At 35.0% G+C, this 15,926-nt stretch carries 12 protein-coding genes; 10 read left to right on the forward strand and 2 right to left on the reverse strand.

Annotated features, from left to right (window positions below; all coding sequences use genetic code 11):
• The first annotated feature begins 254 nt into the window (after positions 1-254).
• From E5D58_RS04775 to E5D58_RS04820, 10 genes are all read left to right on the forward strand, one after another.
• Entirely contained in the window at positions 255-2,456 is a 2,202-nt protein-coding gene (locus tag E5D58_RS04775) for an alginate lyase family protein (RefSeq protein WP_317129270.1), read from the forward strand.
• Between the two features lie 13 nt (positions 2,457-2,469).
• Positions 2,470-2,844, forward strand: a complete 375-nt coding sequence (locus tag E5D58_RS04780; protein ID WP_136480702.1) for a cupin domain-containing protein — start codon at positions 2,470-2,472, stop codon at positions 2,842-2,844.
• Positions 2,845-3,258: 414 nt separating this feature from the next.
• A complete protein-coding gene (locus tag E5D58_RS04785) occupies positions 3,259-6,360 on the forward strand; it encodes a SusC/RagA family TonB-linked outer membrane protein (RefSeq protein ID WP_136480703.1) in 3,102 nt (1,033 codons plus the stop codon).
• Positions 6,361-6,384: 24 nt separating this feature from the next.
• Positions 6,385-7,815: a RagB/SusD family nutrient uptake outer membrane protein gene (locus E5D58_RS04790; RefSeq protein ID WP_136480704.1), complete on the forward strand. Its 1,431-nt coding sequence runs from the start codon at positions 6,385-6,387 to the stop codon at positions 7,813-7,815.
• A 29-nt stretch (positions 7,816-7,844) separates the two neighbouring features.
• Positions 7,845-8,861 carry a PKD domain-containing protein gene (locus E5D58_RS04795; protein WP_136480705.1) on the forward strand — a complete coding sequence of 339 codons (1,017 nt, stop codon included), beginning with the start codon at positions 7,845-7,847 and terminating at the stop codon, positions 8,859-8,861.
• A 55-nt stretch (positions 8,862-8,916) separates the two neighbouring features.
• The gene (locus E5D58_RS04800; protein WP_136480706.1) at positions 8,917-9,840 is read left to right on the forward strand and encodes a polysaccharide lyase family 7 protein; all 924 of its coding nucleotides are present in this window, start codon (positions 8,917-8,919) and stop codon (positions 9,838-9,840) included.
• A gap of 10 nt (positions 9,841-9,850) precedes the next feature.
• Positions 9,851-10,795, forward strand: a complete 945-nt coding sequence (locus E5D58_RS04805; protein WP_235835842.1) for a polysaccharide lyase family 7 protein — start codon at positions 9,851-9,853, stop codon at positions 10,793-10,795.
• A gap of 163 nt (positions 10,796-10,958) precedes the next feature.
• The gene (locus E5D58_RS04810; RefSeq protein ID WP_136480707.1) at positions 10,959-11,663 is read left to right on the forward strand and encodes a FadR/GntR family transcriptional regulator; all 705 of its coding nucleotides are present in this window, start codon (positions 10,959-10,961) and stop codon (positions 11,661-11,663) included.
• Positions 11,664-11,847: 184 nt separating this feature from the next.
• On the forward strand, positions 11,848-13,158 hold the full coding sequence (locus tag E5D58_RS04815; protein ID WP_136480708.1) for an MFS transporter: 1,311 nt from the start codon (positions 11,848-11,850) through the stop codon (positions 13,156-13,158).
• A gap of 31 nt (positions 13,159-13,189) precedes the next feature.
• Positions 13,190-13,942, forward strand: coding sequence for an SDR family NAD(P)-dependent oxidoreductase (locus E5D58_RS04820; RefSeq protein WP_136480709.1), 753 nt, complete (start codon positions 13,190-13,192; stop codon positions 13,940-13,942).
• Positions 13,943-14,038: 96 nt separating this feature from the next.
• Here E5D58_RS04820 and E5D58_RS04825 read toward each other — a convergent pair whose 3' ends face one another.
• Entirely contained in the window at positions 14,039-14,923 is an 885-nt protein-coding gene (locus E5D58_RS04825; RefSeq protein WP_136480710.1) for an inositol monophosphatase family protein, read from the reverse strand.
• A complete protein-coding gene (locus E5D58_RS04830) occupies positions 14,920-15,900 on the reverse strand; it encodes an oxidoreductase family protein (RefSeq protein WP_136480711.1) in 981 nt (326 codons plus the stop codon). The genes E5D58_RS04825 and E5D58_RS04830 overlap by 4 nt, the downstream gene beginning before the upstream one ends.
• Positions 15,901-15,926 lie beyond the last annotated feature (26 nt).

Below are 15,926 nucleotides of genomic sequence, written 5' to 3' on the forward strand. Positions count from 1 at the left end.
TGAGAAAGCAAACTTTTTTGTGTTGTATTATTTAATATAGTTTTAGTATCGTGAAATAACCTTGGACTTTTAATCCGGGTTCATTGAAAACTCATTTGGGTTATCGAATAATTCGCCTTTAAAAGGAAAAGGTACAGATAGTAAAGATTTAGGTGTTATTTCAATTAACTAAAATAAGGATGATAAACAGAATGTCAATTAGAGTATTACTTGTTATATTATGTATGATGGCTATTTCGTGTAAAAAGCAATCAGTGAATAAGGTAGAGGAATTTTCATCAACCAAACAAGAGCATCCAAGTTTAATATTAACAGAACAAGGTGTCAAAGATATTAGGGCTAATTTAGGACGTATACCCATTTTTGATAAAACATTAGAAGCAACCAAAGTTGAAGTTGATGCAGAAATTAAAAATGGTTTTGATGTGCCGCTTCCAAAAGACTATTCTGGAGGATACACACATGAAACACATAAAAAGAATTATGTGTTAATGCAAAAAGCAGGGGTGTTATATCAAATCCTTCAGGATGAAAAATACGCCAAATTTGTTAAGGACATGTTGTTCGAATATGCAAAAGAATATCCAAAATGGCCTATTCATCCAAAACCAAGATCCTATGCTCGAGGTAAATTATTTTGGCAATGTTTAAATGATTCTAATTGGCTGGTTTATACAAGTCAGGCTTATGATTGTATTTATGATTTTTTATCAGAAGATGAACGCAATATTTTAGAAAACGATTTATTTAGACCTTTTGCAGATCATATATCAATACATAATTTAAAGTTTTTTAATAGGGTTCATAACCATGCAACTTGGGGTAATGTTGCTGTAGGTATGATTGCTTTGGTTATGGATGATGATGTTCTTTTAGAAAGAGCATTGAGTGGTGTTGAAAATGCTGATTATGATCCCAATGAAAAGGATGACGACGGTGGTTATATTCGAAAGGAAGGTCAGGCCATAGGCTTTTTTGCCAATGTAAACGACCCATTTTCTCCAGATGGGTATTTTACAGAAGGGCCTTATTATCAAAGGTATGCTTCTTATCCTTTTTTAATTTTTGCACAAGCACTTCAAAATAAAAGACCAGAACAGAAAGTATTCCAATTCAAGGATAGTGTACTTATTAAAAGCGTAAATGCCTTATTAAATTTATCAGATAAAGATGGAGAGTTCTTTTTATTAAACGACTCTCAAAAAGGGATGTCTTACTTTAATTCATCTTTAGTATCAGCAGTAGATATTGCGTATCATTTTGGAGGAAACAACCCAGAATTGCTAAGTATAGCAAAGAAACAAGATGAAGTTACTCTTGATGATGCAGGTTTAGCTGTTGCTTTGGGTATAAAAGAAGGAAAGGAAAAACCTTTTGTGAAAAAATCAATTGAATTATCTGATGGGGCTAATGGCGATGAAGGAGGGGTTGCAATTTTACGTAGTTACGGTTTGGAATTGGTTTTTAAATACACGGCCCATGGATTAAGTCACGGTCATTATGATAAATTGTCTTTTGCTTTATTTGAAGATGGTAATGAAGTAGTTCAAGATTACGGTATGGGGCGTTTTGTTAATATAGAACAAAAAGGAGGCGGTAATTATTTAAAGGAGAATAAAACTTGGGCCCGACAAAGTATTGCCCATAATACTTTAGTGCAAAACGAAACTTCTCATTTTAAAGGCAAGTATGATATAGGAAGTAAGTATCATCCAACTAAATATGTTTTCAGTGTAACAGACGAAAACCTTCAAGTAGCTAGTGCAAAAGATGATAAGGCGTACCCTGGAACAAGGCTTCACAGAACGATGGTGGCTATTAAAGACGAGGCGTATGAAACACCTTATATATTAGATATAATGAGGGTGGTGTCAGATAGCTCCAACCAGTATGATTTGCCATTTTATTTCTTAGGACATGTCATGCAAGCCAATTTTGAATATTCTAAAATGCCTGTGCCAGAAATTTTGGGGAAATCTGATGGGTATCAGCATTTATATAAAGAGGCTTCAGCATCTGTAAAAGAAGGAAATATTACATTAAACTGGTTGCGAAACAATAAATTTTATACCTATACAGCAATTACTTCCAATGCGGATGAAGTTATTTTTGGCAGAATTGGAGCTAACGATCCAGACTTTAATTTACGGAATGAACAGACCTTAATTCTGAGAAAAAAGAATGTGAAAGATGCTTTATATGTTTCAACAATAGAATCTCATGGAAGATATTCTCCTGTTTCTGAATTAGCAGTGAATGCTTATAGCAATATAAAAAAAGTATCAGTTGTTTATGACTCAAAAGAATATACGGCAATCAAGATTGATACAAAAAACGATAAATCAAAAGTCTTTATAATTTCAAATCAAAAGAATGATAAAGATTTAGAGCATAAATTAACAATAAAAAATAAGGAGTATATCTGGAAAGGTGCTTATCAATTAATAGAAAACTAATAAATTAAATATTATGAAAAGATTTAGTGAAAAGTATATTATAACCAAAGAAATGGAATGGGAAGAGCTTGGCGGAGGAGTATCAAGAAAGTTCTTAGGTTATGACAACCAAATCATGATGGTAAAGGTTAAATTTAAGAAAGGAGCATTGGGGTCTCCTCATAAACATTTTCATACGCAAGCTACCTATTGTGTTTCGGGTAAATTTGAATTTGAGATTGATGGTGAAAAGAAAATTGTAGAAGCAGGGGATGGGGTTTATATTGAACCTAATCTATTGCATAGTGCCATTTGTTTGGAAGAAGGCATGCTAATTGACACATTTAGTCCCGTAAGAGAAGACTTTTTAACTGGTGATGGAGTATCTTATTTTGGTGATAAACAGTAATATGGTAGGGCTATCAGTCCATTTGGTAGATGACTCGGTATACCAAAATTGTTAAAATTGACAATTAGTTGGTTTTAACAAAAATTTAGTATATATTTGGGAAACCAATCTGGTTAACCAATTTGGAAAACCAAAAAAATAAACTAAATGTATAACTCTTCAAAAACAAACTTAACATGAGAAAATAAAAAAAAGGACAGGTGCACGCCTATCCTTTTAAAGTTGTTTACTTCTTTTAGGAGGGAAGTAAAGAAACACACGCCATACTTGATAAAACATGTGAATTTCAAAATTACAAAATTTTGAAACATGATTATGTTTTTATCTGGTTAATAATAATGATTATAAGAGATTAAACTTCTAATAGTTTCTTTTCTAATTAAACTTTACTATTCAAACATTAAAAAACTAATTATGAATTTAAAAAACAAACTAACGCTTATTGTAATATTATTATGCAGTATTACAGTTATTGCACAAGATGGGACAATTAGGGGTACGGTCGTATCGTCCACTGATAACATTCCCATTCCTGGTGTAAATGTCATCGTCTTAAACACTACTAGAGGGGCTACAACAGATTTTGATGGTAACTATGAAATCAGAGCCAATGAAGGAGAAGTATTGCAGTTTTCATATGTTGGCTTTACTGCGCAAACAAAGATTATTGGAAATCAATCTACTATTAATGTATCCTTAGAAGAAGATGTATCTCAACTAGATGAGGTTGTGGTAATTGGTTATGGTACCCAGAAAAAGTCGCATTTAACAGGATCAGTTTCTAAAGTAGTAAACGAAAACTTAGAACAAATTGCTGTAGCTAGAGTAGATGATGCTTTAATTGGGCAGGTTTCGGGTGTTAACATTCAAGCCACCGATGGTGGTGCTGGTGCTGCGCCAACTATTACCATAAGAGGTGTGGGTTCCATGGCAGGCGACTCAACGCCGTTAATTGTTGTTGATGGGGTTATTGTGGATTCCGATTTCTTGAGTGCACTTAACATGAATGATGTGAAATCTTTTGAAATACTAAAGGACGCCGCTTCGTCATCAATTTATGGTTCTAAAGGTTCTAATGGTATTATTATGATTAGTATGAAAGATGGTGTGGAAGGAAAGACCCGAATTAACTATAGTACATTTACAGGTTTTAAAGAAGCTATTCATAGTGATCCTTACACATTTTCTATTGAAGAAACTGCCAAAGCAGAGTTGGCGGCAAATGGGGTGCTTTCAGATAGAACAAAATACAAACAGCTTATAGGTATTGATAGATCTTGGCAAGATGTGATTTTTGATGGAGGAACTATCACAAGTCACTCACTTTCTATAAGAGGCGGTAATAGTACAACCAAGTTTACGGCAAGTGCTAATTATGCTGAGGACGAAGGCGTACTCTTAACAGATAATTTTAAGAAGTATGGCATGCGCCTTAAGGTTGACACTAAACTGAGTGATAAATTTAAGTTTGGGGCTAGCTTAAGTCCATCTTACACTAATACAAGACGTTTTGATGGTTCCACACATGATATCTTAAGACAAACCAATTGGTTGCCTGTTTATCATGATGCCAATACGATAAGGTATGTTGACAGAAATCTCTACCCAGACGTTGAAATTGGGGATTACGCAACACAGCGTCATTTCGATAATTATGATTTGTATGGCAATGGTAGTGCTTTAGTGGATATTAGTAATACTTCAAACACAAACCCGGCAGCAAAGGTTATAGAGAGAGAGCGTTTCGATAAAAAGTTTAAGACCTTTGGTAGTTTATATTTAGACTACAGTATCATTGAAGGGTTAAATTTTAGAACTATGCTTTCTGGTTCTTATCAAGATACCAGAAGAACAAGGTGGCAAGGTGTAAAGGCAAGTAGAAACGGAGCGGCAGCTGCAAGAATGGATGAAATTACGCAACGTCAAATATACCTTATATGGGATAACTTTTTAAGTTATAATAAAACCATTGGGAATCATGAAATAGGGGCCACTTTAGGATCTGTTGTTGAATCTAGAGATAGCTTTAATTCCACGATAACAGGAACTGGATATACAACGGATGCAGTAAAGCAAATAACCAATGCCGCTTTAATTTCTAATGCAGATGCTTTTGAATGGCAAAAAAGAGGAATCTCTTATGTTGCGAGAGTTAATTATGCTTATGATAATAGATATTTAGCATCGTTTAGTTTTAGACGAGATGGTAGTTCTATTTTTGGATCAGATTATAAATATGGTAATTTCCCAGCTGCCTCAGTAGGTTGGAACATTTCTAACGAAAGTTTTTTACAAGATAGTGATGTGTTAAGTAATTTAAAACTTAGAGCTAGCTATGGTGTAACGGGTAACGATAGACTAAATACAGGGAGTGTAGATCCCAACGTAAACACAAGCTCAAGTAGTTTAAGCACGGGGAATATTCTTGTAGATTTCTATCCTTATTTAGCCTTATTAAGTGCTGTTACGGCTAGTACAGAAGGTGCTATAACCCCAGGTTTTTCACCACTTAATATAGCTAATAATGGCTTAAAATGGGAGCGTTTAATAGAAATCAACCCTGGTATTGATTTTGGATTTTTTAGAAATAGGATTACTGGATCTTTAGATTGGTATCAAAGAACAAGTGATCAGTTACTGCTTAACAACCCAATATCTTATACAACTGGTTTTAATAGCGCTTTGGTTAATTTGGGAGAAGTTAAAAATGAAGGATTTGAATTGGAATTGAGGACTAAAAACATAGCTTCAGAGAAATTTAAATGGAATTCAGCAATTATCGTGACAACTAATAAGAATACCCTTGTTGATTTTGGAGATTCCAACGGGCAAATTTCAAATGTCGATGAAAAGCGCGCTGCAGAATGGATTAACCTTGAAGGGCAACCAATTTCAACCTATTATGGATGGGTTGTTGATAAAGACATTCCATTAGAAAACCTTAATAATGCCTACCATCCGGTTGGAGCTCAAGCCCAAGATGTATACGTAAAGGATTTGAATGGTGACGGTCTGATTGATGACGACGATAAAGCGGCTTTAGGCGATCCTTATCCAGAATTAATATGGAGTTTTACAAATAGTTTTGAAATCGGTGCTATAGATTTTAGCTTTATGTTTCAAGGATCTCATGGAGCAGAAATAAGAAACATGGGAGATCAATATTTGTTTAATCATTTTAATAGTGCACAGGATTTTAATACTTCAACTACTCCGGATCAGCAATTTATTAAGCAAAAAATATTTACTAATGATATTATTCAAGATGCATCATACATTGCATTACGTAACTTAAATATAGGATATAACTTTTCTTCAGACGTTTTATCAAAACTAAAACTATCTAATTTAAGAATTTATGCAACAGGACAGAATTTAATGTACGTAAAAGCAGATGATTATACAGGTTTTAATCCAGAATCGATTGATAGAACAAGCCCAACCAATTATGGGTATCAAAGAGCTGGTTCACCTATCGCTAGAACGATATCATTAGGATTGAATTTAGATTTTTAAAAGACGCATTTAACAATATATATTATGAAAGAATTAAAAATTATAATCGTACTATTAATTGGAATTGTGATCTCTTCCTGTGATAGTGATTTTTTATCGCCAGAACCTAGTTCAGGTATCACATCGGCGACTTATTATAAGGATGCTTCCGAAGTTCAAACAGCAATTATTGCCATTTATGACGGTATTCAAGGAATCAATAGTACAAGAACACAAGATTTGCATGCTGTGCAATATGAGTATTATTTAACAGAAATGCGCAGTGATAATACACGTACAAAAAGTCAAGAAGGTGAGGCTGCGCAATTTGAATCTTATAGTGTAGAAGCTACAAACGGTATTGTATCAAACTATTATGGTAGCTTTTTTAATGTTATAATGAGAGCTAATACAGTATTAGCCAATTTAGATGTAGTAACAGATCCAGATACTAAAAAGGCTTTTGAAGCTGAAGCTAAATTTTTAAGAGCTTATGCTTATTTTAATTTGGTTAGACTTTTTGGAGACTTGCCATTAATAGACCGTGTTATTGGACCTCTTGAAAAAGAAATACAGTACACTAGAGTTTCTACATCGACAATTTATGATCTTATTGAAAATGACTTAGAAACAGCAGTGGTAGGGTTGGATAATTCTTATACTACAAGGGCATCCAAAGCAGCAGCACAGGCTTTACTAGCTAAGGTCTATCTAACAGATGACAAGAACTACTCAAGAGCCCAATCACTATGTGAAGACGTTATGGGTAGTGGATTTGAATTGTTGGATAATTTTAATGATGTATTCTACACTGAGAGAAACAAAGAAATAATTTTCGCCATTGGTTTCGAGTCTGGACTAACTGCAGATAGTCAAAACTTTTCTGCAGAGTGGTTAAACGGTGTTGGAAGAACAGTTGGTGTAAATTATGTTACTACCGATGCAGTTAATGCTTTGGAAGAATCTGGAGGCGATAGAACGGCGTTTTCTTATAGAATTGACCCTGCTCAAATATCACAGAATCAAGTGACAAAATATTTACCAGATGGTCAAGACGGAGGTGATGACGGCCGAACTTTTGAAGGTGATGCCAGATTAGCAGGTAATGATTGGATTGTTTTACGCTACGCCGATGTATTATTAATGCATGCAGAGGCTATTATGGCTGGTGCTTTAGAAACTACGAGTAGCAATGCTATAGAATCATACAACAAGGTAAGAGAACGAGCTGGCTTAGAAGACGATGAAGATGGAACGCTAACTATTGATGAGTTACTTTTAGAAAGACGTGTTGAACTTGCTTTTGAAAACCAAAGATTGTTTGACCTTATTAGATTAGGTAAAGCTCAGGAAGTACTATCCGCTTTTTCAGCAGCAAATGGCTATAATTTCGCCTCTACAGATTTAATTCTACCAATACCCCAGAGAGAAATTAATTTGAGTCAAGGACTAATGAGTCAGAATCCTGGCTACTAAAAACAGTTTTAATTTTTAAAATAGAAAACATGAAAAATATAAACAACTTACAAAAAGTACTTTTCGCTGTAATAGCTGGAGCCGCATTTTGTATAACATCTTGTGATCCTTCTATTGAGGCATTGAAATATGATTTGCCGGAAGCTAATTCAATACCTGATGCTACTCCACCCCAAGCATCTTTTTCGGCTAGCGTAACTTCAGATTACTTAACGTACGCATTTAGTAATACATCTATTAGTGCTACAGATTACGCATGGGACTTTGGTGATGGTAACACCTCCACAGAACGGGAAGGTATGAATACCTTTCCTAGCGAGGGTACATATACAGTTACCTTGCGTGCTTCAGATAAGTTGAACGTAGTCAGTGAATTTACCCAAACAATTGAAGTTGTTGAACCAGATGAGCCACCAGCCATTGTACCTGCTTTGGTAAATGCTGATTTTAACAAAATACCTAAATCTTCAGGATCAGATTGCGCATGTTCTGGATGGATTAACAAAAAGATTGGAGATCAAGGGGAGTCGTCTTCTGGTAATGGCGGGTCTGATAATGTGGTGAAGTTTGATAATAATGAACCAGATGCAATATATCAGGAGTTTGCTATTACACCAAATGCCGATTATTCTATAGAGATTGTAACTCAGTTTAAACCTCTAACATCGGGAGGTGTGTATCCAAGTAAACTTGAGTTAAGAGTCTTGGCTGGGTCTGGTTATGATGATGGTTATACACCAACATATTACACAGATGCGTCACTTATGCCACAAGGTAATAGTGATACAGGATATTGGGGTTATAATTCGGTTGCTCAGGTGGAAGATGAAGCCAATAACCTGATGGTGAAGGTACAAGAAAATCCTAATGATGATGGTTATTTGACTTATACTTATACCTTTAATACTGGAAATAACGATAGTGTTGCTCTCTTTGTAAGAGGTATTGGTGGGCCTGCTACAGGTGGTGGTGGTAGTGATTTAGGTTATAATAGTGGTGACGAAGAGATAAGAGCAGATTATGTTACTATCACACCGGTAGAATAAACTTGCATTTATCAATTAATAGAGGATTAAAAAGAAAAAAATTGTTGTAGATATCATGGTTCACATCCGAATAAAAATATTAATAGCGTCAATTTTAGTTAGTTTTATATCTGTAAGCGGTACTTGTCAAAACGAGAACAGTACCGTTTCAGATACGGATGTGAAAATTGAAAAGAAGAAAAAAAAGAAGAAGAAAAAAGGCAAAGTGAAATTACCAGATATTGATTTGAGTCATTGGAAGGTAACACTGCCAGTTACCAATGATAAAGGGAAACCTTATGAGATAAGTCCGCCGGAAATATTTGATTTTGCAAGTAACCCTATTGCAAGACCGTATATGTATATTGATTCAACTAAAGGGGCTATTGTATTTCATGCTATGCCAACAGATTCTAAAACAAGAAACACTAAATATACACGCTCTGAGTTAAGAGAACAAATGGTGCCAGGAGATAACAATGTAAACTGGACTTTTAAACAGGGCGGAAACTTGAAGGGTAAACTGGCCATGGAACAAACTTCTAGAGATTCTGAAGGAAAGTATCATAGAACGATAATTATGCAGATTCATGGCCGTTTAACTAATGAGCAAAGAGATTTGATTGGAGAAGATGACAATAATGCACCACCTATTTTAAAGATTTATTGGGATAAAGGCAAAGTGAGGGTTAAAACAAAAGTGCTGAAAAACATAAACGCTAGTTATGAAGAGCTATTGCATGAAGATGCTTGGGATGATGATGACGGTTTTAATTTCGAACAAGAGGTAGGGTTTAGGAAATTTACGCTTGAGGTTCAGGTATCAGATGGAAAAATGGTAATAATTTTAAACGGTAGTGAATATAAAGTTTATGAAGGTATTCATATGAAGAAATGGGGTGTATTTGAAAATTATTTTAAGGCAGGAAACTATTTCCAGTCAAGAGATCCAGGATCTTTTTCAAAAGTGAGATATTACGAATTAGAAGTAAGTCACTAAAATCGGGTTAATGAAATTGAGTTTAAGACACATAAATATGGGTTTTGCTTTTACTGTACTTAGCATGACAAGTATACTTAATTCTTGTGATGCAAAGTCAGAGGATGAACTTCCTCAAGAAGAATTAGTAGAAAAACCTTTTTTAGAAAGAGATGAGCAAACGGAACAAAAAGAAGAAGAAACACTATCTGGTACGTTTAAATTGCCAAATATAAAACTAGATAATTGGAAAGTAACTTTACCTATTGGAAGACCAACAGAGGTTTCACCTCCTGAAATTTTGAATTATGCAACTAATGAAACGTTAAAGCCATTTTTTTATAACGATTCTATTAATGGAGCTTTGGTATTTTACACATATCCTGGGGCATCAACTGCCAACTCGTCGTATTCACGAACAGAGTTGAGAGAGCAAATGGTTTCTGGTAGTAATAGTACTAATTGGACTTTTGCTCAAGGTGGTAATATGAAAGGTGTTTTGCAAATGGATACTATATCTAGGGCTGTCAATGGTAATTATCATAGAACTATTATTATGCAAATACATGGTAGATTGACTAATGCTCAGCGTGATTTAATAGGACAAAAGGATAATAATGCCCCTCCAGTTTTAAAAATTTATTGGACGGCAGGTAGAGTACGAGTAAAGACAAAAGTATTAAAGGATCTCAATACCTCAGATATCGATATTCTAAAAACAGATTCATGGGGTGACGATCCTGGGTATACCTTCTCTGAATATGTTGGTTTTGAGAGATTTAGATTAGAGGTTAAGGTTGGGAAAGGGAGAATGGAAGTGATTTTAAATAATAAAGAATCTGTAGTTTATAATGATATTCATATGCAAAAGTGGGGTGTTTTTGAAAACTACTTTAAGGCTGGTAATTATCTGTCAACCAAAGATGAAGGTGCTTTTGCACGAGTAAAATACTATGAACTAGAGGTAACTCACTAATACCGTCGGAGTTTTTTATGAACGGTTTAATTTGAGTTGCTTTGAGTTGAGTTTTATTGGTGATATATTTGACCATTAAAATTCAAGGTAAAAGCCTAAGTTTTAAGCATTTTTTGTTAATTTAACAGTTATGTTATTTGAAAACCAGTTATAGAAGGATATTATGAAACTTGAAACACTAATAGTAAGCGATAATCAGGACATACAAAATGGTATTATAGGAAAGATCAAAGAATTGATAAATTATAAAAATTTGGAGCCTGGTGATAAACTACCATCTGAACGTATGCTATCTGAAAAATTTGGAGTTACAAGAAGCAATGTTAGGGATGCCATCCAGAAATTAGAGTTTTATGGTTTATTAAAATCGATTCCTCAAAGTGGAACTTTTGTAGCCAACATTGGTGTGATAGCTATGAATGGTATGATAGACGATATTTTAAGATTGGAGACCCCCGATTTTAAGTCTTTGGTAGAGACAAGAATTCTATTAGAGTTAAAAACCGTTCGATTAGCTGCCCTAAGAAGAACTGATGAAGACTTGAAAAATATAGAAACGGCTTTAAACGATTATAAGCAAAAGGTATTATCTGGTCAGGATGCTGTTCAAGAAGATTTACTTTTTCATTTAGCCATAGCTAAAGCTAGTGGAAATAGTACGATGAACACATTTATGTTGACAATTACACCGCAGATTATAATGAATTTTGAAAAATACCACGTCTGTGATAAAAATCAAGCCGTACTCGGAATTAAAGAGCATACAGATATTTTTGAGGCTATTAAAAATCAAGACTCTAAAATGGCCAAACAAAAAATGAAAGATCATTTTAGTGTATTATATCAATATTGCTACAATGTAAAATAACAAAGTACTATTAGTAAATAGAATTGCACGCTTCTATTTACTAATGTAGAAAATACTTTAGGAGGGGAGTGTACTTCGCTATTTTAGTTATAAAGCTATAGTCAAGACATTCTTATTAAGCATTTATCCGCAGCACCGTTATGTTGTGGGGCTAGTATGTATTTGAACAATTAATAAGATAAATATGAAAATTAAAGGATTAAGATGGTGGGTTATTGCCTTAATAGCTTTAGCTACAGTAATCAATTATATTGACCGGCAGTCTTTAACAGTATTGTGGCCTGAAATTGCTGAGGAGCTGTACCCTGATAAGAATGGTGATGAGCGTAAAGAAATATATTCATGGATTTCCATTATTTTTGTGTTTTCATATGCATTTGGTCAGGCTATTTTTGGGAAAATATTTGATTGGATAGGTACACGCCTGGGCTTTGCGCTGTCTATTGGAGTATGGTCTATTGCCACCGCTTTACACGCGTTATCTAAAGGTTTGTTAAGCTTCGGTATTTTTAGAGCCATTTTAGGAGTTGCCGAGGCTGGAAACTGGCCAGGAGCAGCAAAAGGAAATGCCGAATGGTTTCCTATAAAAGAGCGAGCGTTTGCCCAAGGACTCTTTAATTCAGGTGCTGCTATTGGTGGTATTATAGCTATTCCAGTAATCGCAGCCTTAACCGTTTTTTTTAGTTGGCAGGCTATATTTATCATAGTTGGGGTAACAGGACTTTTATGGCTAATTCCATGGATGGTTTTAGTGAAAGCACCTCCTAAAAAACATCCTTGGATTACGGAAGAAGAACGTTTATATATTTTGAATGGTCAACGGATAAGCAACACCAATAAAACCGAAAGTAATACTAAGGAAGAATTATACGCTCCTGATACAAAAGAGTTGCTGTCAAGAAAACAAAGCTGGGGGGTTATTATTGCTTCTGCGGCAATAGATCCAATCTGGTGGTTGTTTGTCTTTTGGATTCCTATTTATCTTTCAGAAGTTTATGGAATGGATGTTAAAGGCATTGGTATTTATGGATGGGTTCCTTACGTAGGAGCCATGCTAGGAGCTTGGTTTGGAGGTCTTTTAGCCCAAAACCGTTTAAAGGCGGGGTGGACGGTAGATAAAACAAGAAAGGTAGTCATTACTCTTGGGTGTTTAATTATGCTTCCCGCATTAATAGCCATGTCAAACCCTGGAGCACCAGTAAATGCAGTGTTGATTATGGCTCTTATTTTATTCGGTTTTCAAACAGCCATAGGCAATGTTCAAACATTGCCAAGCGATTTTTACAGTGGTAAATCTGTGGGGAGTTTAGCTGGGTTCTCTGGGATGGCAGCAAAATTGGCAGCAGTAGGGTTAACCTATTTAGTGCCTATTTTAACAAAGGGCGGTAATTATACGCCAGCCTTTATAATTGGTGCTGCACTGGCAATAATTGCTCTGCTTAGTGTTTGGGTTTTATGTGGAAAAATTCAACCGTTAAGTGCACGAAATAATTAAAATAATATAAAATAAAAATAAATTTAAAGTTATGAGTAAAATAGCAGTAATAACTGGAGCTACAGGAGGCATAGGATTTCAAGTAGCAAAAAGACTTGGACAAGACGGATATACAGTAGTGTTAAATGGCATTGATGATGGGGCAGGAGCACAGCGTGTTAAAGAACTTGCCGAAGAAGGAATTACTTCAGAGTATTATGGTTTTGATGTTACTAACGAAGATGCCGTTAATTCAAATATTAAAGCCATAGGTGAAAAGTACGGTAAAATTGACGTATTAGTAAATAATGCAGGGGGGCTTGGTGGCAGATCTCGATTTGAAGATATGACGACTGAATTTTACAGGTTTGTCATGGCCTTGAATCTTGATTCTACATTTTTTGCTTCAAGAGCGGCGATTCCATTTCTTAAAAAAGGAGAGAACCCATCAATAATTAACTATACATCTATTGCAGGCTGGAATGCTGGTGGACCGGGTGCAGGAATCTACGGAACATCTAAAGCGGGGGTTCATGCGATAACCAGAGCCCTGGCTAAAGATCTTGCAGAATACGGAATACGGGTAAATGCTGTATCACCAGGAACGATAGATACGCCGTTTCATTCTCAAATAAAATCTACGAAGCCAGAGGTGTTTGCATCGTGGAAAAATAATATTCTTCTTGGAAGATTAGGGCAGCCAGAAGAAGTCGCTTCTGTAATTTCATTTTTGGTAAGTGATGATGCTTCTTTTTTAACCGCAGAGACTATCCAAGTTGGTGGCGGACAAGGTTTAGGTATCTAGTTCTTATTATATAGAAATATTACCTCTCTTTTGATATAAGAGGAGTAAGTAAAAAAAATGCTCTTTACTATGAAAATAGTTTAGAGCATTTTATTTCTAGATAAGGGTTTTAAACTTCGCTAAAAATTGTGAGGCGATGTTAAGGTTGGTTGAAAACAAAACACCCTTAGCATTCATGAACGTCGTGTTAGGATTGTTCAGGCTTAAGGGATTTCCTAGCATATCACTTATGTGTAACCCTAGTTCTTTATAAATACATGCTGTTGCTGCATAGTCCCATATGCTTCCTCCACCATGCTCTTTCTTTGGTAGCGCAAAATAATAAGAAGGATCTTGGTTAATTGCTAAACAAGCATTCATAACAGCTCCATTGGGTCTGTTCAGATTAATAGAGTCAAGTGAATTACTTTTGGCCACTTCTGTTAGGATCTCAAGAATATGCGGGAACAAGGCGTGTTTTTTTAAACTTTGGTTATAAAAGCATTCTAAATTAGAAATAGCTGTGTTACTTTTTGTAACCCATGTATGGTTGTTTTTAAAAGCACCTTTACCCGCTATTGCATGATATAAATTATGATTCACGGGGTCATAAACAACCCCTATTACGGGGATGCCATTTTTTGTTATTAGGGCAATAGATACAGCATATCCAGACTCAGATTCTGTAAATGATAAGGTGCCATCAAGCGGATCGATACACCAAAAATAATCTTTGTTAAAACGACTCTTGTTATCTGGACTTTCTTCCATAAGCAGGCCTAAATCGAAGGTTTCTAAACTTGGTTCTAGCACATTTAAAATAAGTTCTTGGCTTTTTAAATCCACTTCTGTTACTACTTGAGACGCTCTACTGTGTCCAGTTTGTTTTGTTTTTATATGGAGTTGAGACTTATCATAACTAGCAATGAATTCACCAGCATTTTTAGCTGCTTTAATTGCCAAGTGGCATAGCGTCTCTAGGTTGTTGGAACTTAGTATCATGTATTTTGAAGGGTGTTAATTACATGCTGTGATAATTTTTCACTGTAGCTATTAATTTTCCAGTGTCCAGGACTCCAGCCTTTTAAGAATCTATGAAAATCGGCCCATGCATAGGGGTACATACCATACCATTCCTTTTTAATGGCCTCGAAGTTAAATTGCCTACCTTTTGTAATCAAAGCATTTTCTAAATCCTTAAAATAAGAGTAAAGTAATTCGTTTTCCAGGGTTTCACAATCAGATTCTTCTAAACAACTTCCTATAAAATATGCTACGTCTTTTATACCACATCCGCCACCAACATATTGAAAGTCGACGGCAGAAACATTAGTACCCTCCATGTTAAAGCAAAAATTAGCTAATTTGGCATCGCCATGTACAAGCGTTTGAAATTTAGTTTGATTTAAAACCTTGTCTATTGAAGCAGCAGCATTTTTAAGGGGTAAATCTTGAAGCGCATCTAGTTCATCAGGTCTGGTTTCTAAATGCCAGTAGGTACCAGTTTTCCATAAACCTTTAGCCTCATACCCCATAAAGGTAGCATGAAAATTAGCCAACCATTTAAGGCATCGTTTTATTTCAGATAGGTTTACGACTCTCTTAACTTCTGGGAAGCCAGAATTATTCAAATCTTCAAGAATAATAATAGATTCATCATTATTACTTTCAGAATAAATATGTTTAGGTACGTAACATTCATGACTACATAACTGACTATAATATTTATAAAAAGCCATTTCAACTTGGTATGACTTTAGTTTGCGTTGGTGAGAATGATTCGAATTCCAACCTCTAGGATGCTTACGTTGCTCTGGTAAGTTGATATGTTTAACAACAATACTATTCAATGAGGATTCGAGCAATTGACACCTAATAATTTCTCCATATCCACTCCAAAGGGATTGCATAATGGTATAATCAATAATTTTAGAGGCATTAGTTTTTTCTAATATTATAGCTTCTAAGTGCTCATTCATACTAAATCAAATTTTTAACGAAATTA

Source organism: Cognatitamlana onchidii, from assembly GCF_004804355.1.
GTDB classification, from domain to species: Bacteria; Bacteroidota; Bacteroidia; order Flavobacteriales; family Flavobacteriaceae; genus Cognatitamlana; species Cognatitamlana onchidii.